The sequence below is a fragment of the Thermosporothrix sp. COM3 genome (assembly GCF_059696735.1).
On the sequence record NZ_AP019376.1, the window covers coordinates 1,135,252 to 1,161,794 of the forward strand.

Consider the following 26,543-nt stretch of genomic DNA (forward strand, 5'->3'; position numbering starts at 1 on the left):
GTATATACTGTTATTCAGTTGAAATTATCCCTTTAATTGTGTAGAGGAAGAAACAATGCGTACAGAATATGAAGCGACGTTTCCGAACATCGATAAGGACCAGATGAGGCAGCGCTTGCAGGGGTGCCAGGCGCAGTTAGTGAAGCCTGAATTTCGGCAATCTCGCTGTGTCTTTGATCTGCCCCGGGGGCGCGAAATTCCCGGCGGCTGGCTCCGTTTGCGCGATGAGGGGGATCGTGTCACGCTGACACTGAAGGTGGTGAAGCAACAAACGATTGAGGGTCAGCAGGAGCTTGAGCTACAGGTTGATAATTTTCAGTTAGCTGAAACCATGCTCGGGATGCTCGGTTGCCGTAAGCGGGCCTATCAGGAGAATCTGCGCGAGATCTGGACGCTGGATGAGGTGACTGTGACGCTTGATACCTGGCCGTTTCTTGAGCCTTTTGTTGAGATTGAGGGGCGGTGTGAGCGATCGGTGCAAGCGGCGGCAGAAAAGCTTGCCTTGCCTTATGAGAATGCTCTTTTCTGCTCTATAGATAGATTATACGCCAGACAATACGGTATTTCTCCTGAGGTTATTCAGCGCGAGATTCCATTGTTGATGTTTACCTGTGAGAATCCTATTTTGCGTTTCATCAAATAATGGAACTTCTCTTTCACATTCTGTGTATGCGTATAGCAAGCGCTCGATATCTCTTCTCAGATTGAGGTGGAGCTTCTTTCTGCTATGAGGTCGACCAGGAACATGCTATACGCTCTTCGTTCTTCTCTGTTTGCTTTTGCTGAAGCGCCAACAACCGGGGCGAAGCAAGGCCCGAAGCTTGATCAGATCTTCGATGATACCTTCTATCCTCTGATTCGAGGGAAGCAGCCTTGCAGTGGATCGGAGCGCGGAAGATTGGCGCAAGAACGGCGGTAAGCAGATCCGAAAAGAGCTGCTGCACCTATGAGAAAAGCAATAAAGGCGCCTTCCAGGCTCATGGAAGCCGGGTCAATGTGCCTGGCTTCTTTTTTGCCGGGAGCGACTCTGTATCTCTTTCTTGAAGGCATTCCTCTATTTCTGCATTGGTTGGACACTGTACCAGCGCCGGTGTATCTATTCATTTGTTCATTTGCTTGTTCTGCTATTGACGGCCAGTCGAATTTATTTCATACTTGCCAGTAGAAGCCGGTCAGGCGGCCTTGAACCTGTTGTGCACCGTTTTTGCCCGGTGGGTAGTAAACGTTGTCTATCCAGAGAATGCGCACCTGATTGAAGCAATGTCTTTTTACGAAGAGAAGCAGCTAGAGAGGAAAAAGAGTCTATGGAGGGAAAACCAGTAGAAATTCTCATTGTCGGTGCAGGAAGTAGAGGAACGCGCTATGCTGCCTACGCGCTGGAACACCCTGATCTGGCTCGTGTCGTGGCCGTTGCAGAGCCGCGTGAGGCCTATCGTACTCGCCTGGTTGAGCAGCATGCGATCGCGCCCGAGAATGTATATACCGATTGGCGCGAGTTGATTGAGAGACCGAAATGTGCCGATGCAGTTGTGATCGCGACTCAGGACGCCGACCACCTTGAACCCGCGCTGGCGTTCGCTGCGAAGGGCTATGCGATCCTGCTTGAGAAGCCGATGGCTCCTGATGCCGAGAGCTGTCGACGCATTGTCGAGGCGATACAGAAGCATAAGGTGCTTTTTGCTGTTGGACATGTGTTGCGCTATACAGCCTACACGCAGCAGCTCAAGGCGGTGCTGGATGCGGGTGTGATCGGTGATCTGGTCAGCATCCAGCATCTGGAGCCGGTTGGCTTCTGGCACTATGCGCATTCGTATGTGCGGGGTAACTGGCGCAACACGGCGGAATCGTCGTTCATGCTGCTTGCCAAGTCCTGCCATGATATCGATTGGCTGCGCTACATGATTGGTGCGCGTTGTGTACAGGTGTCGTCGTTTGGCTCCTTGCTTCATTTCCGGAAAGAACAGAAGCCTGTGGAGGCGGGTACTGCACTCCGCTGCCTTGACTGCGCTTTTGAGGTGAAATGCCCGTATTCCGCAAAGCGCTTTTATCTGGATCAAATACGGAAGCAGAATACTGGCTGGCCGATTGATGTTATTACTACCGATTTTACCGAGGAAGGGGTGCTCAAAGCGCTTGCAGAGGGACCGTATGGGCGTTGTGTCTACGAGTGTGATAACGACGTGGTTGACCATCAGGTCGTCAATCTGGCGTACGAGAACGGGGTGACAGCCTCTTTTACGATGATCTCGACCAGCGAGCAGCGCGACCGCGAGACTATTCTATTTGGCACGCGCGGCGAGCTGCGCGGCAACGGTGAGCGCATTGTGCACTACGATTTCCTGACTCAAACAACGCGCGAGATCCCGATCCAGCGGCCTGAGACGGCTTTGAGCGGCCACGGTGGTGGCGACTATGGGCTGATGCAGCACTTTGTCGCTGCTGTCGCCAGTAATGATCCCGGTAAGGTGCTCTCGGGGCCGGAGGAGACCCTTGAGACCCATTTGACCGTGTTTGCAGCCGAGCAGGCACGCCTGACGAATCAGGTTGTCAGGATAGGGTGATCAAAGTCCTTGTTAGCAAGCTATCATTGTTTTCTCGTTCAGGGGCAGGGGATGTTGTCGACATTCCCTGCTTTCGCGTTTTTACAGGTACTGGAGGCTTAACGAGTACCTGGCAGTGAGCCGGTGATGAGAAAAGAAGTTCAAGAAAAAGTACTATTGTTCGACAGAAGTATTGTGAAGCGAGAAAGAATGCCGTATAATAGGCGATATCGAATATGCAGATCTTTCTACTCCGAGAGATGGACGGTATGAGGAGGGGTAGCGCCTGTGATCCGTAGGGAAATGGGAGATATGGGCATAGAAAGAAGAATCCAGCGGAAAATTTGGCCATTTCCTTCCTGAAGAGAAGATGGGTGGAAAAGGGAAATCCTGTATCAATATACATCATCTTTTTTACCACAAACAAGCTGGCAGATACGAATAAGTGAGTGTTCGCAGGGACGGGAGGGCAGCGTCAAAGCGATGCTGACCCATGCAAGGAGGCCACTTCCCGGAAACATGAAGTTCTCTCCCTGATGTTATAATCATTTTTTCGGAGGGCATTGGTATGATTTCTGCTCCACATGTCCTGGCAGCCGCGAAGTCGGGACAGCATCCTCCCACCTGGCATGTAGTGCGTGCCGACAAGGGGCATTTTATTCGAGAAGCGATCGGAAGCGGTTTTTTCCTGTTGCTCGTTCTTGGCTTTCTTGTCTGGTTCAACCTGCAAGATGAGTTCGTTGTTGTGCTTCGCATTCTGGCATTCCTGGAAGCTATTTCTGATCAAACATGGAAAATAATTGATAATGTTGTATTGATCTTTATTGCCTGTTGTATAATCTATGCTCTGTATAGAGCGATTCGGAATCTAGCAGCGCTTGAACGGCACTGTGTTGTGATAATGCCTGAGGGCGTAGTGATCGATCTGGCAGAGAAGGAGCCTATTGTGCTCGATTTCGCCGCGATTCCTCCACAGGGGTTGCAGGTGATACAGGATCAGAACGCAAATGCGAATCTGAGGGTGATAGATGCATATAGCGGGCAAGAGCGTCAGTATGAGCTCGATCAGCGGTTTGGTAAGCCCGGTCCTCTCTTTGAGCAGATCTTGCAGAGGCACCAGATGTTCCATCAAGCGAATCAGGTTCCTGGGAATCAGCCACTGTATCCGGGAGGCGTGCAGGCATAAGAAGATGATGCTGTGAAGCGGCGCTACAGGCGCGTGGCGTCGCTTCCTCTCCCTCTGTGCGTGAGTGGTGATGGAGGGGCCTGCCTGCGCGGCCATTCAACAGAGAGCGCTCCTGTGGCGCGTTCATGCCGGGGTGGCAGGCTGATTCTATGGAGTTGCGTTCGATGTGGCTTCGAGAGAAAGGAAAATATGCAGGAAGAAAAGAAACGGTTCCCCCGATTTGAGCTGCCGGTTCGCCGGGCCTTCACGCGATATGGGGTGCCGAATAGCGAGTTGGTAGAGTCTCATTATATGCTTCAGTCGTTTGAAGATGGATGCTCCGAAAGCGATGCAGAGCGGCTTGAGGCGATCTGTAATGAGGAGTTGATCTATGAGCGCCTCTTTCGGAACAGATTGCATGGGCAACCGTACACCCGTGCGCATGCGGAGGCTTTTCTGCTCTGGGCGCGTGAGGGCTGGGCAAAGTGGGAATGGTTTGTTTTTGTGGTGCGAGATCCGCAGGGGCAGATTGTTGCTGCGCTCGATATTAAATCGGCTGATCCAGATGCGGCAGAGATAGGCTACTGGGCCAGCGTTACAAGCCGGGGCGTGATGACCAACGCTGTTGTGGCGCTCTGTCAGGTGGCTCAAGATGCGGGGTACGCTTGTCTGTATGCTCATATTGCGCCGGATAACGGGCCGTCGCTCGGGGTTGTGCGACGGGCCGGTTTTCAGCCTGATGGTGAGGTGCAGATACAGGATCAGCGCTATCTCAAATGGACACGAAAGCTGACGTAAAGCGCTATCATGCCATGATAAAAGGGTGGTCCCCTGTGCCGGACCACCCTTCCAGGTCGGGAGTAGCAAGAAGTACGGCTACGGTAAAGTGTTCAGGTGCGGTTTGACGGTGTTTGCGAAGTTGTAGCCGCCGGTTGCATCCCAGTTGATGGACCAGTCCATCGCGCCGCGGATGCCCGGATAGGTTGTTGATGGTTTGAAGGAGCCACAGTTCGTCCCTTTGGCCAGGCAATCAAGCGCGGCATTCACAACTGAGGGCGAGACGTAGCCGCCGCCCGCTGCCTGTGAGGTTGCCGGGAAGCCGATGCCGACCTGATCCGGTCTCAAGCCGCCCTGGAGCTGGATGCAGGCCAGCGCGGTGATGAAATCGATAGTACCCTGACTGTAGACTTTTCCATCGCAACCGAGCATGCTACCAGAATTGTAGTACTGGGTATTGACAACGGTCAGGATATCCTTGATGTTCAGCGCAACCTGGAAATATCCACTGCCAGTTGACTGCATATCAAGCGTTTGTGGAGCCATTGTGATAATCAGTTTGGAACCCGCTTTTGCTGATAGCTGGCGGAGTGCGCTGGTCATATAGGTGGGATTGATGCCGTTCTCAAGGTCGATGTCAACGCCGTCGAAGCCGTAGGAGGTCATCAGGCCATAGACGCTATTTGCGAAGTTGGTGGCGCTGGTTGCATCGGCCACGCTGACCGTGCCATTCTGGCCGCCGACCGAGATGATGACCTTTTTGCCCTTTGCGTGCAGAGCAGCGATATCACTACGGAATTGATCCTCAGTGTAACCGCCGAGTGCGGATGAAAGTCCCGAGTCGATTCTGAAGAGAACGCCACCAGGTTTGGATGGATCGGCATCCGCGAAGGCGACAGCGATCAGGTCATAGTTCGGGTTCACATCGCTCAGACGCATGGCCTTTGCGCCGTTCACGAAATCCTGCCAGTAGCCCGTTAAGATATGTTTGGGAAGGTCGCTGTTGCAGTTCTGACAGGGCGTGGGTGAAGGGGTTGGCGTGTTGGTTGGTTGCTGGGTTGGTGTACTGGTCGGCGTGTTGGTCGGTTGTTGGGTCGGTGTCGCAGGGCCTGCCGGGCCGCTTAACGAGACATCATCGACGTAGACGCTGCCCTGACCATACCAGCCGTGAATGTAGATCGTGACGGTCGAGGAGGTTGACGTAAAGGTATAGGTGAGGAGAGTATAACTGGTGCTGCTTGTCCAGGCGCTGCTGTAGCCGTTTGCGCCCAGGAATGCGTAAGCTCCGTTGACATAGGCGCTGAGGGTGTAGGATTGGTTGGGTTGCACACTGATGGTCTGAGTGCATTGCCCGGTGTTTGAACTGCCGGGCTGGAGCTGAAGCGCGTACGAGCCGCTATGAACCGGGCTGTTCACGATGCCGCTTCCCGCCTCGCAGGACCAGCCATTGAGATTCCCCGTTTCAAAGCCGGGATTGTTTACGAGGTTCGCGGCGGCAGCCTGAGCCGTGACGCTGATGTGTGAGAAGATCATGCTGACAACGCTGCCAACGAGCAGCAGGAGCACGACTGAAGTCAATAGAACAGGACGAGATGAACGCAACATGGAGCTCTCCTTGCAGCCATGTGCTCAACCTGCTAGCAGGGCAGGTTGATCCATGCTTCATTGAACAATATACGAAAGATGCACTTCCCTGTACGGTTGCACTTCAGGTTCTGTAAAAAGCATAGTCTATTCAGGTCTTATTGTCAAGATGTCTATACCAATAGAGGGAAAAATGGATGAAACGGGCCTGAGAAATTCCGCTGGTGCGAGTTGCCCGCTACCATGAGGCTGGTTTTTCCTCTATTTATGAAAAGATCCAGGAGAAGACTCGTTTATGACTTGAGCCATGTCGCGAAAAAGGTGCAGCCCAAAAAGCCGAGCTGCACCTGCTCGCTTGCGAGTATTAGTAGGAAAGGCCAAAGCCGAAGGGGAAGAGCGGCGCTTCCGAATCGTATGGCACGTCTGGCTTCTGCTTCAGCACTGCCTCCATTGATGAGGGGAGCTCGAAGGGCAGCTTCCCTTCAGGAGCGGCATGGCCGAAGATAACGTCGAGCAGCGCCCGGTCGTTTGCGCCAAAGTTCGCAAGCAGGGCGGCGCTGTGTTCCGCGATTTCAGGAATGACAGCCGGGCGATCCAGGAAGATATCAACCACGGTCGGAACCTGCTTCAGCACGGACAGGATGCGCTGTTTCTCTGCCTCCGGGAAGCTCAGGTCACCGGTGTGGAAGAGACGCTCAAGGAACATGCCATCGCGCTGCTCGTAGGGAGCTTGCAGGCGCAGAATAGCGATATCCGCTTCGGCAGGCGAGGAAACCACGTCCCCATACTCGCGTGCGGCCTCCGGGGCGATGTTCTCAATATAGATCTTGAGCCCGGGCCGGTTCTGAAGCGGCAGGATATGTTCGCTGTTCTTCAGCAGGACGAATGCTTTACGCTGTGCCTGCTCGCCAGCCGCGCGGAACTCGGGCTTGCCGACGATAGAAGGTGCCGCTTCTGCATCGACATAGGGGTTGTCGAACAGCCCCAGACGGAACTTCTCGCGAAGCAGGCGACGAACCGAAACATCAAGGCGGCTCTCCGGGATCTGGCCGCTGCGAACGAGTTTCACGATAACCTCGGGGCATGCCTCGCCGCCGAATTGGTCTACACCGGCATCCAGCGCCTTCTTAGCACGTTCCTCGGTGCTCAGATGCTCGACTCCCCAGGCGCGTGCCTCAAAGACAAAACCATCCATCTGTGCATCTGTCAGCAGACCCCAGTCAGTACAGACAATGCCGTCAAAACCATATCTTTCGCGTAAAAGGCCAGTGATGACGTCCTTGTTGAAGCCAAAGCCAACTTCTTCGATGTTGTCGAGACCAAGCGGGCGGCCATAGTAGGGCATGATCTGCGAGGTACCGGCCTTGAATGCAGCCTCGAAGGGTTTCAGATGATACTCAAAATTGTTGCCCGGGTATACCTGATCTTTACCATATGAGAAGTGTGGGTCTTCTCCATCTTTCTGCGGACCACCACCGGGGAAGTGCTTGGTCATACAGGCAACGCTTTCCGGGCCAACCTCTTCACCCTGGAAGCCGCGAATATAGGCGGCAACCATGCGCGATGTCAGCTCCGCATCCTCGCCGAAGGTGCCACTGATGCGGCTCCAACGGGGCTCGGTCGCCAGGTCGATCTGCGGGTGCAGCGCGACGCGAATGCCGACCGCGAGGTATTCCTGTCGCGCGATGTCTGCGAAGCGCTGAACAAGCTCGGGATTGTCGAGAGCCGCCAGGCCGATTGGTTCGGGCCACTGCGAGAAGGATTGCGTCATTAAGCTGGCAAGCGGGTTGTTGCTGAAGGCGTGGCGCGGATCGGATGAAATAGTCACCGGGATGCCGAGGCGGGTTTCCTCCGCGAGTGCCTGAAGGCGGTTGTGCCACTCGGCGGTGCTTTTGGGGTCAGTGATCGCGAGCACGTTGAAGTGGTTCATCAGGCGCCCCTTGACCATTTCGCTGGTCGGAACCGGGTTCATATCTTCGACCGCTTCCTTCAGCGTCCCATCGGGGTTCATGCCGATCATCGTTTGAAAGAGCATGCCTGCTTTCTCTTCGAGCGTCATCTGAGAGAGCAGGTCTTCAACGCGCTCCTCAATTGGGCGGCGGGGGTCTTCGTAGGGGTCCAGGCGACCATTTTTGTTCAGATCGCGAAATTCAAAACCATCGTCGGTTTTCAACGTTTTGACGGTCATAGTCGTTTCTCCTTGTATTGCGCCTGACCGTAGCTCTTTTCGCTCGACTGTGAAACGAGAGGAGGGGTATACGGTCTGTGGAGCAAGTCACTCTTCTACCAGGCGTTACACGTGCTACTCCACTCTTCTACTGGAAGTTACACGTGTAACATAGATAACTATAAGGCCGGATGAGGTAATGTGTCAAGGGGGGATTTTTGTTGATGCGGCGTGAGAGATCTTTCATCTCATGGCCCTTTTCTGGTATACTCAAAAATATGCTTCTTGACCGAATTCGCTATCAGCCACACCCTATATGATTCTGGTGGCGCACCAAAGGAACGCGCTCTCCTCCCTGATGCTCTTGTAGCAAGCATTGAAGCGTTGTGTACGAGTATCAGGAGGAGGAAACTGTGTTTTTTTCGCGTCGCCTGACGTCTTTTCGCGCATTTATGCGTGTGCCAGTGATTCGCTGGCTGGTTGTTTCGCACTTTTTCGCGAATCTCTTTTTCTATTCCACGACTATCGTGCTGTTTCAGCAGCAGCGGGGCCTCAACTATACCGAGATTTTCTTGCTGGAAACAGTGCTCTCCGGTGCCATTCTGCTGGCGGAATTGCCGTCGAGTATTCTTGCCGATCGTTTCGGCCATCGTTTTATGATTATCCTGGGCTATGCGCTTGCCCTGATCGATATGCCGCTTTTTCTCTTTGCACATCATTTCTGGATGTTTGTGCTGGCTGATGCTATCAGCGGGTTGTCGCTGGCCTGCATTTCGGGTTGTGATAGCGCATTACTGTATAATGAGCTTCCGCCAGAGACACGAGAAAAAGATGGGAATACTGCTTTTGCGCTCTTACGTGGCGCAGGCAGTGCCGGTTTTTTTCTGGGCTTATTCGGCGGAAGTTTTTTCGGTGCGTACAGCCCAACGCTCGCTGTTGCTGTAAGCATTATTCCCTCTGCGCTGGCTTTCGTGGCCTCTCTGGGCCTGCTTGGTTCCCGATCACGAGTCCCGAGAGAAACAAGTCTGCCTGCCTGGAGGATTGTGCGCGACACATGGCTACTTATCCGCTCACAGCCTGGGCTGGTGGCGCTTGGGATCTGGCAGGCGCTGGCCTTTGGATTGATCAACGCGATCTTCTGGTATGATCAGCCTTACCTGTTGAGGGTGCATGTGCCAGTGTTCCTGTTTGGGCCAATCATGGCGGCGGCGGTGGGCCTACAAACGTTCTTCATTTCGCATACGGCGACGCTACAAAAGCGGCTCGGGACGCCCCTTCTTTTGCTGTTTTCCGGGGTCGTTTCGGGATGCTGTTATCTGGTGCTTGCACTGGTAACAGCGGCTCCTGCAACGATATTGGCGATAGCGGGAGTAGTGGCATTTTCGGCATGGCAGCAGCCAGTGATAGAGAACGAGCTGAACCGGCGCCTGGAAGATACCGGGAGAGCAACCGCGCTTTCGACTGTTTCCCTGATTGCTTCGGTAGCAGGAATGGCGCTGAATGCCGGTATCGGGCGGCTCGGTGATCTTGGCATGGAGATCACGGGGCTGGCGCTCGGCCTGAGTCTGATTGTACTAGGCCTGATGATCCCGCTGCTGGTCAGACGGTAAAGGCTGGCCAGCCCGTGCGGCTTCCAATGCGCCCTCAGGTACATAGAGGGCTTTCCAGGTGCTGTCCACACGTGTGAGGGTGAGGAAGCAGTATGGGCAACGAAATTCCTGTACTTCTGGCTCTACCTTCATTGTACGCTGACAATTGAGACACTGCACCCGCTCGACGGGATAGCGAAATTGTAGCAGGTGGAGAATGCCGCCGATCAGGATAAAAAGCGGGGCGATAATGACGCCGATCAGCGTGGCGGCGCAGATAAAGCCGATGGTGTAGAAGGCGATGGCGGCCTTGATCCACCGGGATCGTCGGGGCAGGCGCTCTTCGAGTCGTTTCATGCTGGTTTTGCTTTCTCCCTGGTGTGTTCTGCACTCTTTCTGTATTGTAACAAAGAAGCGAGCAGATGCAAGGTGGGCAACACTCAACAAAAACGAGAATGGTATTGTTGAGCTGTTGCCCGTTGCGTTTCTAGAAAAAGTGCATTGCGACTACGCCTGCTTTTCCAGCTCCTCGATTGCTTCAAGGAGAGAAGTCACGATTGACTGAAGCATTTCGGCGTCAAAGCGGAATTGAGCGCCTGCCGCCTCATACAGCTCCGGCAGCGGCTTCGTGGAGCCGAGCGCCAGGGCCGAGCGATAGCGTTGAATTGCGCTTTGCGGGTCCTTGCGGTAGTTCTGCCAGATCTGGATTGCGCCAATGGCCGCAAAGGCATACTCGATATAGTAGAATGGCACGCAGTAGAAGTGGAGAACACGCTGCCAGTTCATCTTCAGGGCTGCTTCCAGGTCGCTCCAATCGATGTCGGGGAGATAGCGCTGTGTCAGCTCGGCCCATTTCTGCCCGCATGCCTCCGGGTCGGTTGCCAGCTCGGGATTCTCATACAGCCAGTGCTGGAAGGCGTCGCCGCGTACAACCATCGGGATCAGGTTAATGAGCATGGATTCGAGGGTTTTGATTTGCAGGCGTGCGCCCTCTTGCGGCGTGCAGAGCCCGGCTTCTGCAAGGTGCATCGGTCCGATGATCTCCATGCTGGTTGAGGCGACTTCAGCGAACTCCATCGGCAGGAAGTCTTCTTTGCGCTGATGCACATAGGGAAGATGCGCCATTTCAAAGGTATGGAATGCGTGACCGGCTTCATGGCAGATGAGGTTTCCTACGTCATGCAACGAGAAAGCGCGTCCGAAGATGAAAGGACGTTTTTTCACTTCAAGTGGGAGATTGTAACCGCCTCCTGCTTTTGCCGGTCGATCATCAATATCAAAAAGATGCTCGTCAATCATAATATTGAAATAGTGCTGAAGCTGCGGGTCGACCTTCCCAAAAGCGGCGGCACATTGTGGCAGGATCGCGTACACATCCTCGTAGGGCGTCTCGCCCTTGCTCTGCGGCTGAACGTCTGTATCCCAGGGACGCAGCGTCTCTATGCCGAGAAGCTGGCGGCGTTTCTCCCAGATGCGGCTCGCTGCTGGTACGATGATTTGTGCAACTGATTCATGAAAGGCTTTGCTATCCTCTGGTGTATAGTCAAAGCGGAACAACTGTTGCCAGCGATATTCGCGATAATTGCTAAAACCGGCATTTTGCGCGATCTGCTGACGAACACGAAAGATCTTTGACCAGAGAGCGTCCAGTTGCTCGCGGTCCTCCATCACGCGCTCTGCGATCAGGCGCCAGGCCTGTTCACGCCGTTCGCGATCTTTGCCCTGAAGCACAATGGCGAGGGAATCGGGCGTGACCTGCTTCCCTTCCCATTCGACGAGTCGTGCGCCACCGATGCGCTGGTACGCAATAGACAGCTCGCGCTCCTCATTCAGGAGTGGCTGGTTTTCCTCGCGATACAGCTCGGTCTCGGTGCGAAGTTTGCGCAGAGGCAGCTCAAAGCCCTCTGGCTCAAGCCCGCTATCGAGCAGCTTTTGATTGATCTGTTGCTCAACCGCCTGGATATGTGTATACACATCTTGCTCGAAGCGCTGCTTACGTTCAAAAAGTGATGTATCTTCGGTATTGCGTGTGCAGTCGATTTCGTGGCGCGTCAATGTTTCGTTGGTCAGTTCGCCGAGGTGTGACCACTGTCGCAGCCAGGGTTCAACGGTCTCTTGTGAGAGGGGAGCATCCAGTAATTCGCGGTACCAGGGCTCTATATCTGCCCAGTGCAGCTTTTCAAACTCCTCACTTGTGGCGGGAAGCGTGCTATACATACAAATGCCCTTTCTGCAAAACTATCGGGGAGTTTCTAGCGATCATATGTTCAGGTGTCAGCACAGGAATAATCGAGAATCCTCACAGGTGTCCGAATCCGATGCGCTTCTATATGCAGTAGAAGAACCCCTTGTTGTACGCTTTATTCGCCCTCATCTTCTCAGACTTCGATGGTTTTGTCAAGTAAGAAAATGCTATAGAGTGAATATAGGATAGAACATGCAGAGAGTGTGAGTCGGGTTGAAGAGCGTGAAGAGGTTTTAGCGCCAGGGCTTTGCGGGGTGAGCAAGCATCTTTCTTGCCGTTTCGTGGAAATGCTCCCGACCCTGGTGGGGAAGCCCACCGAGGCCGTTCTGCATCGTTCCGGTGCGGTCATTTGTCATTGTTTCTGCGTAGCTATTCTTGCGTACCTGTTATTTCGCGGTACTCAATTCAATCTGGTACCCGTCCGGATCTTTGAGATAGATAGAGTCGTAAGAGGGATATGAGACGATATTGAACGGAACACGCTTGCTTTGCAGGTGCTCCTTTGCCCGCTCGAAGTCGGTTCGCAAGAGGCGCATAGCAATGTGGCCGTAAAATGGCATAACCTTGTTGCGGGCCGAAGGCGGAAAAAGCACAATAGAGGCGCTGCCAGAGGTCACCCTGATCGATTGTTGCTTTTCTCCGCTCAACGAGCATGCCTGACATGGATGCATGCCAAGTACAGAGGAGTACCATTCTACTGAATACTGTACGTTCTGTACAATAAGGCCGATATGGTCAAGAGCTTCGATTTGAAACATTGCTTCACCGTTTCCTGTTCGGTTATCCGTTACCTGCTGTATTTCTGGAAGATCTGTTTTCTTCACGTTACAGGATAGCATATGGATGAGAGAAATAGTATGCCCTTTCAGGCAGGAGCTTCCTGAACTTCGGGACAGGTGTGTGCCGTTTTGCGCATGGATGTTCTTTATGAGGGCTGAAGCAGAAGTCTCTCAGTAGTATAATAGGATGAGATCTTTTCTAGAAACGGAGAATGTAGAATGACATCTTTTATTGATAAGCTGGCGTGGGTCTATCTGGTCGATCGGCAGGTGCTTTGTGCTCGTTCGCGGGGTAAGGATACCTATTATCTTCCTGGAGGCAAGCGTGAGGGCGCTGAGACGGATCAGGAAGCGCTGTCACGTGAGGTTCGGGAAGAGCTAGGTATTGAGCTGATACCGGAAACCATTACCTATTTCGGGCAATTTTCGGCTCAGGCTCACGGGAAGGCAGAGGGAACAGTGGTGCAGATGACGTGCTATACCGGGCAATTCCGGGGAGAGATTCAGGCATTGGCCGAGGTTGAAGAGGTTGCCTGGTTGCAGTATAAGGATAAAACGAAGGTCTCGCAGGTGACGCAGCAGATCTTTGAGCATCTCAAAGAGCAGGGGCTGCTTGCCTGAGTGGGCTCGACGGGCCGCCGTATCTGACGGCCCGCCTCCGCATGGTCATGCCTCATCGGCTGGTTTTTCGGGCACATGGACCCATGACCACTGCTCGCGTTCTTGATGTTTGGCATCTCCGGAAGCACAGACATAGCCTTCACCGTTCCAGTGCCAGGCCTGTTGTCCGCAGATAAAACAGGGGCGCTCGGGTGGCCCATATGGAGCGTTGCCCTGGGGCGGCGTTCCGGTTTCGTTCTCCATACTCTATCACCCCTCTCAGTTGTTTGCTTCTTTTACTGTAGCATGTTCGCAAGCAAGCGGCAAGCGTTGTGTCGAAAAAGCGGTGTGGCTGGCGAAGTAGGAAAAAAGGGGAGTTCAGGGCGAAATATTTGTACATTTGTACCTTTTTTCTTTATACTCTCAGAAAGAGGATAAGTGAGAGATACAGGTAGTTTTTCGACACTGCTTGTATGTGCTCTTTTATCAGCAGTTCTGTTTTGCGCCGATTTTTGACGCAGAATTTTGCGTAACAGCAAATAGGGTATTGACAGAACATGAATCAGTATGCGAAAATAGCTATCGAAGTAAGTGCAGCGTACTCGGAATGTTGATAAGCTGGTAGCAGGGTCGACAGATGGAAGAACAGGTACCGATCAGCAAAGCGCTGCTCTGTTGGGTCTCTGTCGGGTGGATAGGGCTGTTGATATCCTTCAGACATATTCTCCCACAAAAGCCAGCCTGGATGCTCTCTCTAGCTGTCAAAAAGAAAGAGGCCGCCGCTGTCTGGCTGACCTCTTGAACGGGGACGTAGCAAACAAAATTGTTCTTCGTCGTGCAGGGCGTTTCCCTGCGCGACGTCGAAGCATCTGGAACGTTCGCTTTATCATAGCACGGGACGTACTCCAACTCAAGAAAAATGTATACATGCGTCAATATGGGGGATGAGGTACATGGGAAGAACTAGCGTATTGGTACATCGACCTGACCGCTTTTTTATCAAGCTGCACTCCGATCTCCTGGAGCTCTGCGAGGGCGATCACTGCGAGGCGCTGATCCTCGGGGTGCTGGAAGAATGGACGAACTCCAAGCTTGACAGCGGTAATGTTCCGTATATCTACATGTCATATCCGCAGTGGCAGGCCTCGCTTTACTTCCTCTATGGGCGCTCGACCATCATGCAGGCGTTGCGGCGGCTGGAAGCGCGTGGCCTGATTCGGAAACGCCCCTATCGCCTGTATGGGAAAGATACCTATCAGTACTGGCTGCACGTGGAACTGATAAACGCCCGCTTGCAGGAACTCCCCGCTCGGGAACCCGTGCCTGTTCCCCCGTTGGAAAATGGATGCGTCCCAAAACAAACCCGTCTAAAAATAAACGCCTTCGGCTCTGATGACGTTCAAAATCAGACGGGTGACCCGTTTAAAATTGGACTCAACATAGAATCCGTAACACAGAATTCATATTCCACAAAATGCGAGAGAGAGGTTCCCTGTCAAAAACAGGCTGTGCCTCCGGTCTCCGCTGCCATGCGCGCTCGCGCTGCTGTGTTTGAGCGATCAGAAGAGGTGACGCGAACGGCACCAATCGCTGTGAGCGCGCAAACAAGCTGTAAGCAAGAGGAGGTATTGGTTGCAAGCAGGCTGTCGGCATCACAGGCGAGCTTGAAGCGAGAAGCTGCCCAATCTCTCCCGGCAAAGCAAGAGCGCAAGCTTGCACCGGCTGTAGAGGCTATTCTAGGCGCCTGGGATCAGATTCATGCCAAGCGTATGCCGCGTGTGCCCGAAAACATCCAGGCTGCTACCGAACTGGCACGCATTGAGGCCAGTGCGGAGGATGTGCGTGCTATTCGTGATCGCTTGCTTGCTCAGCAGGATGGCTGGTGGCGTGCACGTGGGGTAAGGTTGAAGGATGTGTTGCATCACTATGACCTTGCAGCTCTCGGCCCGCTTCAGCAGCCCGTCCAGGCCAGGCCGGAAGCCGTACACTATATCACACTCAGCGATGCTGAAAGGGAGGAACATAAGTTGCAGAAGAAGTTACAGGATCAGCAGCGTAGAGAAGCGTTGAAAATCGATCGAGAGGCATTTGCAAAGCTGCCTCTTCAGGAACAACTGGCATTCTTGCGAGAGAAAGGCTTTCTATCGTGACAGGAGGAAATGGGATGCACGGAGACAATTCCTATTTGTGGAGGCAACAGTCCGAATTTCGCCCTCTGTTTCAGGCGAGCGACGTGGAGGCGATCATCCCGAGCGGACGGAGAAGCATCGAGCCGCCTGAAGAGCTGTTTTGGACCTGCTCCGTTTGTGGACCGATGCCGCCTAAGTGCGTTCCCGGACAACATTACTGGATTCGGACGACATGTGAGTGTGAGAAGCGTGCCAATCGGGCAAGGCAGGAAGCGGAGAAACGGCAAAAGAAGTGCGAAGAGATGCGCAAGCGAACGTTCGCGGGCTGGCTTGGCAGGCAGTGGGACGACGCGAAAGCCATCGAGTTTCTCTCTTCGCGCACGTTTGCCAATTTTGACATGACTCGAGAATTGGAGGCCTATGGCAAGGCGCTTGCCTTCGCCAATGATCCCAAAGGGAATTTGCTGCTGTATGGTCCCAGTGGCACCGGCAAGACTCATCTGGCGGCGGCCATTTGCAATAAGCTGCGAGAGCAGGAAGGGCAGCGCGAGCCCATCGCTAGCCTGTTTGCGTCTGCAGTGAGCTTTCTGAGAACCTATCGCGACACCCGCCGGATGCTTGATCAGACCCAACACATTCGCTTGATGCAGCAGGCGATCCATACGGCGGTCTTGGTGCTCGATGATGTGGACAAGGGCGAGCGCACCGCTGAACGCCAGGAAATCTACTGGATGATTATGGATGAACGCTCGAAGGCCAGCCGACCAACGGTGATCAGCGTAAATGAACGGGATGAGTTGGTCCACTATATCGGGAGTGCCGCCTTATCTCGCTTCTCACGCGGGCTTGTCTCGGTTCAGATGCGCTCGGACGATTATCGCTTGCTGGAGGAGGTGTGAGGGGCAAACCTCCACTGAGGATGTGCCCCTGCGTGTCTATTCCGAATCCTTCAGCAGTTGTGGGACCGTGACCAGCTTGTATCCCTGCTTCTGAAGCGTCTCAATGAGCCGGGGAAGCGCCGCGATCGTCTGGGAGCGATTGCCGCCGCCATCGTGCATCAGGATGATAGAGCCATTGCCCACTTCGCGCATGGCTGTATCGTAGATGGAGTTGGGGCCGGGGAGTTTCCAGTCTTCGGTGTCCACATCCCAGAGGATCACCTGCTCACCGAGCTTGCCTGCTTCCTTGAGTACCTGCTTGTTGTAGTTACCATAGGGCGGGCGCATCAGTGGCGGATAGACCCCGATCGTCTTGTAGATGAGTTCGGCAGTGTTTCTCATCTCATCGTGGATCTGCTTTTGAGAAAGGGTCTGTAAATCTGGATGTGACCATGTATGGCTCGCAACCACGTGGCCGGCTTGATATTCTTTTTTGATCAGATCGGGGTTCGCCTGGATGTTCTCGCCCAGCGCGAAGAAGGTCGCTTTGACATGATACTGCTGGAGTATAGCAAGCACCTGCTCGGTGTTTGCGGGATGCGGGCCATCATCGAAGGTCAGCGCTACTTCCTTGAGCTGCCGATTGCCATTCGTGATGGCCTGGGTCACAGTAATGGGCTCGATTGTCGGAGTGGGTGAAGGCGTTGGCGATGGCGTCGGTGAAGGCGTTGGCGTGACGGCAACGGTTGGTGTGGCTGTCGCTCGCTGGTGTGCTGTGGCCTGTTCCTGATAGGCGATGAGAAGCCAGACGCCTGCACCTAGAAGACAGAGTACCATCAGAGGCAGGACAATTCGGAGGAAAAGTGATGGTCTGGGATTCCGTCCCTGGTTTGACATTGAGAGATGCCTTTCTAGTATAGAGAAACAATACAGGTTTTTTATAGAAAGATGTTTTAAATAGTGCGCTTCATCCGCTTTCCTGCTGGCCGGATGTGCCAGAGATGAAGCTGACGTCACAGTCCATACGTTCGCTGGTAGGGTCCGCTGCTTGAGGACCAGGATCCATGTGGATCTATAGAAAGAAATGCGTGGATTGATTGATTTGTTGCGCTTAAAATCGCGAGAAATCGTTTTTCAGAACGACATTGCAGCATCTCTCAGGCTGAAAGGGATAGAAATGCAGGCTCGAACCGCGCTGAAAGAGAGGTGACGCCTTTGAAGAAGATGCGAGGGAGGGGCGTGAGAGAAGGATATAAGGTATAACAGGCAAAATCTGTTGATCGATCCCATGCAGGTATAACTTGGGCTGCCTGTATGCTCCTTCCCATCGAGGAGCGAAGAAAAGGAGTATTGCTGTTTGGAACAGTTGTCACATGCTATACCCTTTTTTCCCTGTCGCGCATTCGATGCTCTCGGCTGCCGCGCTCCGGCGTGAGGTGCTGACTCACTATGGCTTTCAGAGCCTGCCTGATTGCATCCTGCTCTCTCGGGGGGTGAATGATTCCTATCTGGTCAGGGGGCCTGAGGAGCGGTTTACCCTGCGCATCTATCGGGCGGGCTGGCGTTCTCGAGACGCGATCCGTTATGAGCTTGAGCTGCTGCACCATCTCGATCAGCGGGGCATTGCAGTTTCGACGCCGATCAGCCGGGAGGATGGCGAGTATCTCACGGAGCTGCTCGCGCCGGAAGGGCCCCGTTTCGCGGTTCTCTTCAGCTATGCGCCCGGGGAGCCGCCCGACAGGCATAGCGTTGAAGACAGCTATATACATGGGCGAGCGCTGGCCGCGATGCATAACGCCGCTGATAGCTTCTCGCCATCAGTGCAGCGAGAGGCGCTTGATTTGTCTGTGCTGCTCGATGCTTCGTTGCAGACATTGGAACCGCTGCATTCCTGGGTCGTTGCCGATTGGGCCTCCCTGGAGCAGTTTGCTGAGCAGGGGCTTGATTATGGAGCGTGTCACGGAGATAGCCACATTCTGAATGAGCATCTTGACGGCGCTCGTATGGTCACATTGTTCGATTTTGACTGCTGCGGTCCCGGCTGGCGTGCCTATGATCTGGCTACCGTGCGTTGGTGCGAGGGCTTCTATCATATGGACCCCGATGACAGGCTGTGGCGGGCATTCTTGAAGGGCTATACCGAACTGCGACCAATCGAGGCGGATCAGAAACGTATTCCCGCTTTGGTGGCGATTCGCGAGATCTGGCGCTGATCGCCGCGTTGCACTCTGCGTCCAGTCTGCAGGGTTTCGACGCAATTGTGCAACGAACGCTCAGGCTGTTGCGCGAGTGGGAAATGCACAATGCTTTAGAGTAGATAAGGAGAGGAGAGCCGAGAGCCCGGCAGCATCTTACCGGGCTCCACAGGCGCGTTTATGGAATCATGCCAGGGAAGACATAGGCCTGTAACAGCACAAGCAAGCCGACGAGCGCCGCCAGCGCAAGGCTATGGAAGAAGACATAGCGCAGGATCGAGCCTTCTTCGCCTTTCTGGCCGGTTGCAACACCCGCGACAACGATGCTCTGTGCGTCAATCATCTTGCCCATGACGCCGCCGCTGCTGTTCGCTGCCGCCGCAAGTACCGGTGAGAAGCCCAGTTTCTCGGCAGTGATGCGCTGCAAGCTGCCAAAGAGCACGTTGGACGAGGTATCGCTACCCGTCAGGGCAACTCCAAGCCAGCCCAGAAGCGGCGAGAAGAAGGGGAAGAGGACGCCTGTACTGGCGAACGCAAGACCCATCGTAGCATCTAGACCTGCGTATCGCGTGGTGTAGCCAAGCGCCAGCATGGCCGCGATGGTCAGCAGCGAGAAGCGGAGCCGCCACAGCGTGCCGCCGAAAAGCTTGAGCAACGTTAGCGGGCTGAGCCGTAGCAGCAGGCCCGCGAGTATCCCGGTAAGCAAGAGGCCGGTTCCCGTTGCCGAGAGCCAGTTTAAGCTGAACACTGCTGTTTCAGGCGTCGGCTTTGGGACGACAGGAGGTGCACGAAAGATCAGGTTGTGCAGAAAAGGTACGACAATCTGCGGATTCGAGATGCTGTTCAGCAGGTTCTTGACCGGCGGGAAGCCCCATAAAAAGAGGATAATTGCCAGGAGCAGCCAGGGCGACCAGGCACGAAAGGCAAGCGAGAAGGGAATGCTGGTCTCTGGCTCGGCTTCTCGGGCGGCTTCTTCCGGGAATTGCCAGGTTGTGCGTGGATGCCAGATCTTCATAAAACCAACCAGGCAGAGAATGGAGATCAGCGCTCCGGCAATGTCAACCAGCGTCGGCCCGAAGAAGTTGCTGACGGCAAATTGTGTGATGGCGAAGCTCAGGCCCGCAACCAGGCAGGCAGGCCAGACTTCCAGCATCCCGCGCCATCCCGCCATTGCCCAGATCAGCCAGAAAGGAACGAGGACCGAGAAAAAGGGAAGCTGACGCCCGATCATAGCGCTGAGTGTATCAGTGGGAATGTTCGTGACCGAGGCCAGTGCCAGGATAGGGCTTCCGAGCGCTCCAAATGCGACCGGAGCCGTGTTTCCGATCAGTGCCAGCCCCGCGGCAGGGAGCGGGCGAAAACCAAGCCCGATCAACATGGCCGCCGAAACAGCAACCGGTGTACCAAAGCCTGCCGCGCCCTCGACGAACGCGCCAAAACTGAAGGCGATCAAGAGCAGTTGCAGCCTCCGGTCGCGCGAGAGGTTCGCAACGGTCTGCTTGATGACCTCGAACATGCCCGTGTGCACCGTGATATCGTAGACAAAGATGGCGCCGATGATGATCCAGCCTATCGGGAACAGGCCATAGGCCGCGCCATAGAGCGTTGAGGCGAAGAGCGCCGAGGCGGGCATGCGATAAACCAGTAGCGCGATGAGGATTGCTGCGGCCAGCCCGGCGAGTGCAGCCCAATGGGCGCGAATGTGAAATAAAGCCAGCAGGCCGAGCAAAACGACGACGGGAAGCGCGGCCACAATGGCCGAAAGCAGGAGATTGTCAAGAACAGGGGTGTATAACTGAGTCCAGTGCATGAAATAAACCTCCTTGTTTGGAGCCGCCTGTCAAGCGATACAACAAAGCTTTCTGGCTCCCACCTTCATAGGGTGAGCGCGTTGCAACCTTGCAACTGTTGAGAGGTCTGTTAGTGCGTGATGGGTCTGTTGATTTCTACCCCTTTCTATGAGGATGCTGAATAGAAAAAGTATACCATACCCTGTACCGGTTTTGATGTCCGTATACAGGCCCATTTTCAGGAGGGAAAGCCCTTGACGTAAGGTATACTCGAAGCGTTATACTACCATCATGGAAGAAGAACTCACGATTCAAATGGTAGCAGAAAGAACTGGCATCAGCGCGCATACCCTGCGCTATTATGAGCGTATCGGGCTGCTTGACTCCGTTGAGCGCGCCTCGAATGGTCATCGCCGCTACACTGAAAGAGATCTGGAATGGCTGACGTTCCTGATGTGCCTGCGTTCTACTGGTATGCCCATCAGGCAGATGAAGCAATATATGGATCTGAAGAAAAAAGGTGCGGGGACCGAACAGGAGCGCCTGGATCTGCTATTGCTACATCGTAAGCATGTGCTGGATCATATGCATGAGCTGGAGAATAACCTTCATAAGATCGAGAAGAAGATCAGGCTCTATACGACGCTGACCACCGATGGGGGTGGATCTGCCATCGAATCGCAGGTAGAGCTCACTGAACAGCCAATGCAGGAAATATCACGGGCGTAGCTGTACAGATAGAGAATAATCAGGGAGAAGACGCAGCAGAATCTTGTTTCGACCTGCTGCGCTTCAACGCTTTATCCCAGCGGGAGCAGGTGTTTTTCCTCCAGAGCTGCGGTTAGAGCGGCGCTGATCCGCTTCAGGTGGGGAATCATAATCGGCGTCTGCATGTTGCTCAGGCGGCTCGATGGGCCTGAGATGCTCATTGCTGCCAGCACCGTTTCATCAGGGCCATAGACCGGCACCGCAAGGCACCGGACGCCGTCTTCTTGCTCGCCATTGTCCATCGCATAGCCCCGCTGCCGAATCAGCTCCAGTTCCTGGCGGAGGTGATCGGGGTCGGTGATGGTCTTGTCTGTAAAGGCTGGCAGTCCCGCCTGCGCAATGATGGACGTGACCACGCTATCCGGCTGGTACGCAAGCAGGACTTTGCCGCATCCAGTCGCATGCAGCGGCACCTTGTTCCCGAGCTCGGTAAACATGCGCACAAGCCGGGTCGGAGGCTGTGCCTGGGCCACATACACGGCACGATAGCGCGCCATAATTGCCAGATTGGCCGTTTCGCCGCTGATCTCGACAAGCTGCCGTAGATATGGAGTTGCGAGGGTTGACCAGTCAAGTGCGGGAAGTTCGACGCCTGCCAGCCGGCGAAAGGCCGGGCCAAGCGCATAGCGCCGTGCCTGATTATCGCGGATGACATACCTGCGTGCCACTAGAGTTGATAAAAGCCGATGTACTGTCGCTACTGGCTGCCCGGTTGCATTGCTGAGCTCGCTGACCCCGACCCAGCCACCAGACTGGGCCAGGTATTCAAGCAGATCTAGCGCTCTTTCGATTGATTGTACTCCGCTCATGGCTTGTCCTTTTTCGAGCCAGAGAAGGGCCCGCATTTTCTATTTTCTTTTCCACATAGCGAAAAGATTACTGTATTATATCATAACACGCGCCGCTTCTCGACTCCTCCTCACGCATGAGCGGCAAGGAGGCAGTATTACGCCTGTCGGTTAGCGCAGCTCATCGCGCACAAGGGCCCAGGCGACCCGGTTCTGCTCCTGAACGAGTTCGGTGAGGTCGGCGTGAATGAGCTCTTTATTCAGCACACAGACCATTCCGTTGATCACGCTCAGATCGACATGAGGTGGGTGACAGAAGATGAGAGAGGCAGGAGCATCATGGACTGCCCCACCGGAAAGTTCAAGCGTATTGAGACGAAAGCCAATAAAATCGGCGGCCATATCGGGCGCAAGATAGCCAATATCGTCGCGCCCCAGGACGCTCGCGCCGCCTCTGGTTGCCATCCAGAGCGCCTGAGAAGCGGTCATAGCTCCGGGATTTCCCATCACGCGTTGCAGAAGCATGGCCTGTCGTGCCTCGGCCAGCAGGTGTGAGCTATCGTTCGAGGCCGAGCCATCAACGCCGAGCCCAACACGGGCACCAGCTTGCTGAAGCTGCATGACGGGCGCGATACCCGAAGCCAGCCGCATATTTGAGCTCGGGCAATGGGCGGCTCCCGTGCGCGTCTTGCCGAGCTGCTCGATCTCCGTACTGCTCAGGTGAACGGTGTGGGCGTGCCAGACATCGCCGCCAAGCCAGCCCAGATCCTCCATCAGCTCGACCGGCGAGCGTCCGAAGTGCTGTTTGCAGTATTCGGCCTCGTCGAGCGTTTCGGCAAGGTGCGTATGCGCCTGGACGCCGTAGGAGCGGGCTAACGCGATACTTTCGCGCATCAGATCGGGCGAGACGGAGAAGGGAGAACAGGGGGCAAGCGCGATACGCAGCATCGAGTAGCGCGATGAGTCATGATATTCCTCTATGACTCGACGTGAGTCGCGCAGGATAGTCTCTTCATCCTCAACGACGCTATCGGGGGGCAGCCCGCCCTTGCTCTCACCAACCGACATCGAGCCGCGAGTGGCGTGGAAGCGAATGCGCATGGTTTGCGCGGCCTCAATTTGGTCGTCGATCCGGGAGCCATTGGGCCAGATATACGTATGATCGCTTGTTGTGGTGCAGCCTGAGAGCATGAGTTCTGCGATTGCGGTGCGGGTGCTCACGGCGATTGCCTGCGGGGTCAGTCGCGCCCAGATCGGGTAGAGCGTGCGGAGCCAGTGGAACAGGGTGGCGTTCTGGGCCTCGGGAATGCAGCGGGTGAGCGTCTGATAGAAGTGGTGATGCGTGTTGACAAGCCCGGGGAGAACAATCATGTCGCTGGCGTCAATGATGGTGTCGGCCTCCTGCGGCAGCTCTGGCGTTGGCCCGATCTGGCGAATAACATTGTCTTCTACATAGATCCCGCCATCGTTCCAGGTGGTTCCGTTGTCGTCCATTGACACAAGCAGCGTTGCATGTTTCAGAAGCAATGTTTTCATGATGCACTCTTTCTGTAGCTATTCTTGTATTGAAGCGAGCAGGTAGAGAGTGCGTCGCCCCTCTACCTGGCTCCATACACTCAGGAAGGAACCGTTGCTGTGTCGAGCGCGGGTAGCGGCTCGAATTCAGTGATTGCATTGAGCGCCGCGCCCATCGCAGCGTTCGCCTCACGCTCAACGATGACCTCAACCAGCACGGGAACGCGCTGCGCCTCGGCCTCGCGAACCGCCCATTCAAGTGCGGGCCGAATGTCCTGCGGAGCCTCTACACGCCGCCCGAGCGCTCCCATTGCCTCCATCACCTTCACGTGATCGATGCCAGGCGTGTTGCCATCGGTGTTGGGTGCGCTGTACGCTAGATCGACACAGTAATTCATAGTATATGCTATCTCCGATTGGCGGATCAGGCCCATATAGGCATTGTTGATCATGACCAGGATAAATGGAATCCGATATTGCACTGCTACTGCGACTTCTTCCATCAAGAATTGAAACGAGTAGTCGCCGACAATGCCTACAACCAGTGTATCAGGATGTGCCAGCTTGACGCCGATACACGCCGGGATCTCCCACCCGAGCGGGCCTGCCTGACCACAGACCATATAGTGACGCGGCTTGTAGACGTGCTGGAACTGTCCCGACCAGATCTGATAGAGCCCGATCGCCGTGACAAAAATCGTATCCCGGTCAAAGAATTCGTTGATCTCTTTAAATACGCGCGGGGGCTTGATCGGCGTTTCATCGAAGTCCATGCGCCGCGTCAGCGTTGTGCGCAGGTGAGCGACGCGCTGCGTCCAGGGCGATTCCTGGCGGGCCGGGATCGTGTGAGCAAGCTCAAGAAGCGCCTTCAGTGCCAATTTTGCGTCAGAGACAATTCCCAGATCGGGGGCGAAGACCCTGCCAATCTGCGTGGGCTCGATGTCGATATGAATAAAGCGTCGCTGGCCCCGATAGATCGTGAGGTCGCCTGTGTGGCGGTCGGCGAAACGGGCTCCTATCGCCAGCACGACATCTGATTCAAGAAAGAGTTGATTGCCATAGCGCGTCTGCGTCTGGATGCCTGCCATTCCGGCGAACAGCGGGTGATCCTCGGGGAAGCCGCCCTTGCCCATCAGCGTGACCGTGACGGGGATATTGAGGTGTTCAGCAAGCTGGCGGAATTCCTCGGTTGCGTTTGCGCTGATGACGCCGCCACCCAGCATCAATAGCGGGCGCTCGGCCTCTAGCAGCATCTCAAGCGCTCGCTCGATTGCGGCGGCAGAGGGGGCAGGTCTGGTGAGCGGCAGCCGCGAGGAGAGGGTAGGGTCAAAGTCGAGCTCACCGCGCTGAACATCAAGCGGCAGGTCGATCAGGACCGCGCCCGGGCGGCCATCCTGCGCGATCCGAAACGCCTCGCGAAAGACCCAGGGCACCTGTGCAGGCTCCTTGACGAGCACGCTCCATTTGGTGACAGGTGTGGCGCAGCCAACGATATCCACTGCCTGAAATGCCTCTTTATGCAGCAGATGCGACTGTGCCTGACCGGTAATGCAGATCATGGGGATAGAGTCCGCTGTTGCTGTATACAGCCCGGTAATCATATTTGTGCCTGCCGGACCCGAGGTGCCGATCATCACGCCGACTTTGCCGGTTGCTCTGGCGTAGCCGTCAGCCGCGTGGGTGCCTCCTTCCTCGTGGCGCACGATGTAATTGCGGATCTTGCCGCTTTTCATGATTGACTGGTAGAGCGGAAGAATAGCCGCACCGGGAATGCCAAAGACGATTTCAACACCTTCATCGAGCATTACCTGTACAGCCGCGTCAGTTGCAGACATACGAGTCATAGAACTCTGAATCCTTTCTTGCTGGTAGAACGACTCCTACTCTTCATTCTCTCCGATGCGATGTTGTGCCAGATCTTCCAGATAGGTCAGCAGGGCCGAATGATCCAGCTCGCCGCGCCCGTTTGCTTCAAGCGCTGCAAGCATCTGATCGATCAGCGCCGTCACTGGCAGTGAGGTGCCAAACGCCCGAGCGGTACTGAGCGCAATGCCGAGATCCTTGTGATGCAGCCGGATGCGGAAGCCGGGCGTGAAGTTGTGAGCGAGCATGTTGGGCCCGCGCAGCTCCATCACGCGGTTCGCGGCCAGCCCGCCACCGAGCACCTGTAGAATCTTCTCCGGTCGGACGCCTGCCCTGGAGCCGAGCACTAACGCCTCACCGACTGCTTCGATGGTCAGGGCGACGACAATCTGATTGCAGGCCTTGACGATCTGCCCCGCGCCGATCTCGCCGACATGGACGATTGTTTTGCCAAGCGCCTCAAAAATGGGCCGACAGCGGGAAAAGGTCGCTTCCGAGCCGCCAACCATGATCGAGAGGGTTCCTTCTATCGCGCCCCTGTCGCCGCCGCTGACAGGCGCATCCAGCATCTCAACCCCCTGTTCGCTCAGGCGTTGCGCGATCTCCCGGGTCACAATGGGTGAAATGGTGCTCATATCGATCGCAATCAGCCCTGTATGTGCGCCCATAATGACGCCCTGTTCTCCGAGCATAACGTCCCGAACCTGGGGCGAATCGGGAAGCATGGTGATGACGATATCGCTTTGCGCCGCGACTTCGGCGGGTGAGGGCGCTGCCTGTGCGCCGTGCGCGCTCATCTCATCGGTCACGGCCTGCCGGTGGTTCTGCACCAGCACGGGATAGCCCGCCTTCAGCAGGTTGAGCGCCATTGGCTTGCCCATAATGCCCAGACCGATAAAGCCGATCTTTTCCACCATACGAAAAATCTCCTTTTGCACATCTGCTAGAGCGGGAAATGGAGTTTCCGTTGCTCAAACATGTTTCTCTGCGGAGGGTTCATCTACCCGCATGCTTTTCCGCGATAAGAAAAAGTAATTTTCTTATTACGAAATATACCCTGCAACTTTTCGCTTTGTCAACACTTCTCGGGCACAAATGCACTTCTGTTCGTTTGTGATTGAAATTTTCTCGCCGCTTGAATTTCTTCACTTTACCCTTGACAAAAAGGAAA

24 protein-coding genes are annotated in these 26,543 nt (G+C 55.0%); 11 read left to right on the plus strand and 13 right to left on the minus strand.

Translation table 11 applies throughout. The features are described 5' to 3' along the window. Positions 1-55 precede the first annotated feature (55 nt). The 4 genes from KTH_RS04875 (at position 56) to KTH_RS04890 (ending at position 4,503) form a co-directional block, all read left to right on the plus strand. Positions 56-643, plus strand: a complete 588-nt coding sequence (locus KTH_RS04875; RefSeq protein WP_497616776.1) for a class IV adenylate cyclase — start codon at positions 56-58, stop codon at positions 641-643. A gap of 661 nt (positions 644-1,304) precedes the next feature. Further along, positions 1,305-2,561 carry a Gfo/Idh/MocA family protein gene (locus KTH_RS04880; RefSeq protein WP_497616778.1) on the plus strand — a complete coding sequence of 419 codons (1,257 nt, stop codon included), beginning with the start codon at positions 1,305-1,307 and terminating at the stop codon, positions 2,559-2,561. Between the two features lie 547 nt (positions 2,562-3,108). Next, positions 3,109-3,726 (plus strand): hypothetical protein, encoded by a 618-nt coding sequence (locus KTH_RS04885; RefSeq protein WP_497616779.1) that lies wholly within the window; start codon positions 3,109-3,111, stop codon positions 3,724-3,726. A 189-nt stretch (positions 3,727-3,915) separates the two neighbouring features. After that, positions 3,916-4,503 (plus strand): GNAT family N-acetyltransferase, encoded by a 588-nt coding sequence (locus KTH_RS04890; protein ID WP_497616781.1) that lies wholly within the window; start codon positions 3,916-3,918, stop codon positions 4,501-4,503. Between the two features lie 78 nt (positions 4,504-4,581). On the opposite strand, the gene KTH_RS04895 is transcribed toward KTH_RS04890, so the two are convergent. Then, the gene (locus tag KTH_RS04895) at positions 4,582-6,087 is read right to left on the minus strand and encodes a chitinase (RefSeq protein WP_497616783.1); all 1,506 of its coding nucleotides are present in this window, start codon (positions 6,085-6,087) and stop codon (positions 4,582-4,584) included. A gap of 343 nt (positions 6,088-6,430) precedes the next feature. After that, entirely contained in the window at positions 6,431-8,254 is a 1,824-nt protein-coding gene (locus KTH_RS04900; protein ID WP_497616787.1) for a glycoside hydrolase family 3 protein, read from the minus strand. 392 nt (positions 8,255-8,646) lie between these two features. On the opposite strand from KTH_RS04900, the gene KTH_RS04905 reads away from it, so the two are divergent. Then, positions 8,647-9,843 (plus strand): MFS transporter, encoded by a 1,197-nt coding sequence (locus KTH_RS04905; protein WP_111323368.1) that lies wholly within the window; start codon positions 8,647-8,649, stop codon positions 9,841-9,843. Here KTH_RS04905 and KTH_RS04910 read toward each other — a convergent pair. From KTH_RS04910 to KTH_RS04925, 4 genes are all read right to left on the minus strand, one after another. Then, positions 9,808-10,179, minus strand: a complete 372-nt coding sequence (locus KTH_RS04910) for a hypothetical protein (RefSeq protein WP_111323370.1) — start codon at positions 10,177-10,179, stop codon at positions 9,808-9,810. The two genes, KTH_RS04905 and KTH_RS04910, sit on opposite strands and share 36 nt — an antisense overlap. A gap of 150 nt (positions 10,180-10,329) precedes the next feature. After that, on the minus strand, positions 10,330-12,039 hold the full coding sequence (locus KTH_RS04915; protein WP_111323372.1) for a M3 family oligoendopeptidase: 1,710 nt from the start codon (positions 12,037-12,039) through the stop codon (positions 10,330-10,332). 261 nt (positions 12,040-12,300) lie between these two features. Further along, complete coding sequence (locus KTH_RS04920) at positions 12,301-12,423, minus strand: hypothetical protein (protein WP_282957323.1); 123 nt, start codon at positions 12,421-12,423, stop codon at positions 12,301-12,303. A gap of 30 nt (positions 12,424-12,453) precedes the next feature. Further along, a complete protein-coding gene (locus tag KTH_RS04925) occupies positions 12,454-12,825 on the minus strand; it encodes a VOC family protein (RefSeq protein ID WP_170142640.1) in 372 nt (123 codons plus the stop codon). A gap of 240 nt (positions 12,826-13,065) precedes the next feature. Between KTH_RS04925 and KTH_RS04930 the strand changes: the two genes are divergently transcribed. Then, entirely contained in the window at positions 13,066-13,467 is a 402-nt protein-coding gene (locus KTH_RS04930; protein ID WP_111323376.1) for an NUDIX hydrolase, read from the plus strand. Positions 13,468-13,512: 45 nt separating this feature from the next. Here KTH_RS04930 and KTH_RS04935 read toward each other — a convergent pair whose 3' ends face one another. After that, positions 13,513-13,710 (minus strand): hypothetical protein, encoded by a 198-nt coding sequence (locus KTH_RS04935; RefSeq protein ID WP_497616796.1) that lies wholly within the window; start codon positions 13,708-13,710, stop codon positions 13,513-13,515. A gap of 373 nt (positions 13,711-14,083) precedes the next feature. Between KTH_RS04935 and KTH_RS04940 the strand changes: the two genes are divergently transcribed. The 3 genes from KTH_RS04940 to KTH_RS04950 all read left to right on the plus strand — a co-directional run bounded on the left by KTH_RS04940 (position 14,084) and on the right by KTH_RS04950 (position 16,474). Continuing rightward, the gene (locus KTH_RS04940; protein WP_170142641.1) at positions 14,084-14,248 is read left to right on the plus strand and encodes a hypothetical protein; all 165 of its coding nucleotides are present in this window, start codon (positions 14,084-14,086) and stop codon (positions 14,246-14,248) included. 151 nt (positions 14,249-14,399) lie between these two features. Then, entirely contained in the window at positions 14,400-15,596 is a 1,197-nt protein-coding gene (locus KTH_RS04945; protein WP_497616800.1) for a hypothetical protein, read from the plus strand. A 14-nt stretch (positions 15,597-15,610) separates the two neighbouring features. Then, on the plus strand, positions 15,611-16,474 hold the full coding sequence (locus tag KTH_RS04950; RefSeq protein ID WP_497616803.1) for a DnaA ATPase domain-containing protein: 864 nt from the start codon (positions 15,611-15,613) through the stop codon (positions 16,472-16,474). 36 nt (positions 16,475-16,510) lie between these two features. Here the strand turns inward: KTH_RS04950 and KTH_RS04955 are convergent, their stop codons facing one another. Then, entirely contained in the window at positions 16,511-17,350 is an 840-nt protein-coding gene (locus tag KTH_RS04955) for a polysaccharide deacetylase family protein (RefSeq protein ID WP_497616807.1), read from the minus strand. Between the two features lie 476 nt (positions 17,351-17,826). On the opposite strand from KTH_RS04955, the gene KTH_RS04960 reads away from it, so the two are divergent. Beyond that, on the plus strand, positions 17,827-18,666 hold the full coding sequence (locus tag KTH_RS04960; protein WP_111323386.1) for a phosphotransferase enzyme family protein: 840 nt from the start codon (positions 17,827-17,829) through the stop codon (positions 18,664-18,666). Positions 18,667-18,826: 160 nt separating this feature from the next. On the opposite strand, the gene KTH_RS04965 is transcribed toward KTH_RS04960, so the two are convergent. Next, complete coding sequence (locus KTH_RS04965) at positions 18,827-20,458, minus strand: L-lactate permease (protein ID WP_497616810.1); 1,632 nt, start codon at positions 20,456-20,458, stop codon at positions 18,827-18,829. A 295-nt stretch (positions 20,459-20,753) separates the two neighbouring features. On the opposite strand from KTH_RS04965, the gene KTH_RS04970 reads away from it, so the two are divergent. After that, complete coding sequence (locus KTH_RS04970) at positions 20,754-21,167, plus strand: MerR family transcriptional regulator (RefSeq protein ID WP_211326180.1); 414 nt, start codon at positions 20,754-20,756, stop codon at positions 21,165-21,167. 71 nt (positions 21,168-21,238) lie between these two features. Here KTH_RS04970 and KTH_RS04975 read toward each other — a convergent pair whose 3' ends face one another. From KTH_RS04975 to KTH_RS04990, 4 genes are all read right to left on the minus strand, one after another. Further along, positions 21,239-22,015 carry an IclR family transcriptional regulator gene (locus tag KTH_RS04975; RefSeq protein ID WP_246046258.1) on the minus strand — a complete coding sequence of 259 codons (777 nt, stop codon included), beginning with the start codon at positions 22,013-22,015 and terminating at the stop codon, positions 21,239-21,241. Between the two features lie 150 nt (positions 22,016-22,165). Beyond that, entirely contained in the window at positions 22,166-23,533 is a 1,368-nt protein-coding gene (locus KTH_RS04980) for an 8-oxoguanine deaminase (protein ID WP_111323394.1), read from the minus strand. Between the two features lie 77 nt (positions 23,534-23,610). Further along, a complete protein-coding gene (gene gcl, locus KTH_RS04985; RefSeq protein ID WP_111323396.1) occupies positions 23,611-25,353 on the minus strand; it encodes a glyoxylate carboligase in 1,743 nt (580 codons plus the stop codon). Positions 25,354-25,389: 36 nt separating this feature from the next. Beyond that, positions 25,390-26,289, minus strand: a complete 900-nt coding sequence (locus tag KTH_RS04990; protein ID WP_111323398.1) for a 2-hydroxy-3-oxopropionate reductase — start codon at positions 26,287-26,289, stop codon at positions 25,390-25,392. Positions 26,290-26,543 lie beyond the last annotated feature (254 nt).

Excerpts from the sequence above, each read along its gene's own strand:
- KTH_RS04875 (WP_497616776.1), top strand. The coding sequence starts at position 56 with ATGCGTACAGAATATGAAGCGACGTTTCCGAACATCGATAAGGACCAG.
- KTH_RS04880 (WP_497616778.1), top strand. The coding sequence starts at position 1,305 with ATGGAGGGAAAACCAGTAGAAATTCTCATTGTCGGTGCAGGAAGTAGA.
- KTH_RS04885 (WP_497616779.1), top strand. The coding sequence starts at position 3,109 with ATGATTTCTGCTCCACATGTCCTGGCAGCCGCGAAGTCGGGACAGCAT.
- KTH_RS04890 (WP_497616781.1), top strand. The coding sequence starts at position 3,916 with ATGCAGGAAGAAAAGAAACGGTTCCCCCGATTTGAGCTGCCGGTTCGC.
- KTH_RS04895 (WP_497616783.1), bottom strand. The coding sequence starts at position 6,087 with ATGTTGCGTTCATCTCGTCCTGTTCTATTGACTTCAGTCGTGCTCCTG.
- KTH_RS04900 (WP_497616787.1), bottom strand. The coding sequence starts at position 8,254 with ATGACCGTCAAAACGTTGAAAACCGACGATGGTTTTGAATTTCGCGAT.
- KTH_RS04910 (WP_111323370.1), bottom strand. The coding sequence starts at position 10,179 with ATGAAACGACTCGAAGAGCGCCTGCCCCGACGATCCCGGTGGATCAAG.
- KTH_RS04915 (WP_111323372.1), bottom strand. The coding sequence starts at position 12,039 with ATGTATAGCACGCTTCCCGCCACAAGTGAGGAGTTTGAAAAGCTGCAC.
- KTH_RS04920 (WP_282957323.1), bottom strand. The coding sequence starts at position 12,423 with ATGACAAATGACCGCACCGGAACGATGCAGAACGGCCTCGGTGGGCTT.
- KTH_RS04925 (WP_170142640.1), bottom strand. The coding sequence starts at position 12,825 with ATGTTTCAAATCGAAGCTCTTGACCATATCGGCCTTATTGTACAGAAC.
- KTH_RS04930 (WP_111323376.1), top strand. The coding sequence starts at position 13,066 with ATGACATCTTTTATTGATAAGCTGGCGTGGGTCTATCTGGTCGATCGG.
- KTH_RS04935 (WP_497616796.1), bottom strand. The coding sequence starts at position 13,710 with ATGGAGAACGAAACCGGAACGCCGCCCCAGGGCAACGCTCCATATGGG.
- KTH_RS04940 (WP_170142641.1), top strand. The coding sequence starts at position 14,084 with ATGGAAGAACAGGTACCGATCAGCAAAGCGCTGCTCTGTTGGGTCTCT.
- KTH_RS04945 (WP_497616800.1), top strand. The coding sequence starts at position 14,400 with ATGGGAAGAACTAGCGTATTGGTACATCGACCTGACCGCTTTTTTATC.
- KTH_RS04950 (WP_497616803.1), top strand. The coding sequence starts at position 15,611 with ATGCACGGAGACAATTCCTATTTGTGGAGGCAACAGTCCGAATTTCGC.
- KTH_RS04955 (WP_497616807.1), bottom strand. The coding sequence starts at position 17,350 with ATGTCAAACCAGGGACGGAATCCCAGACCATCACTTTTCCTCCGAATT.
- KTH_RS04960 (WP_111323386.1), top strand. The coding sequence starts at position 17,827 with ATGCTATACCCTTTTTTCCCTGTCGCGCATTCGATGCTCTCGGCTGCC.
- KTH_RS04965 (WP_497616810.1), bottom strand. The coding sequence starts at position 20,458 with ATGCACTGGACTCAGTTATACACCCCTGTTCTTGACAATCTCCTGCTT.
- KTH_RS04970 (WP_211326180.1), top strand. The coding sequence starts at position 20,754 with ATGGTAGCAGAAAGAACTGGCATCAGCGCGCATACCCTGCGCTATTAT.
- KTH_RS04975 (WP_246046258.1), bottom strand. The coding sequence starts at position 22,015 with ATGAGCGGAGTACAATCAATCGAAAGAGCGCTAGATCTGCTTGAATAC.
- gcl (WP_111323396.1), bottom strand. The coding sequence starts at position 25,353 with ATGACTCGTATGTCTGCAACTGACGCGGCTGTACAGGTAATGCTCGAT.
- KTH_RS04990 (WP_111323398.1), bottom strand. The coding sequence starts at position 26,289 with ATGGTGGAAAAGATCGGCTTTATCGGTCTGGGCATTATGGGCAAGCCA.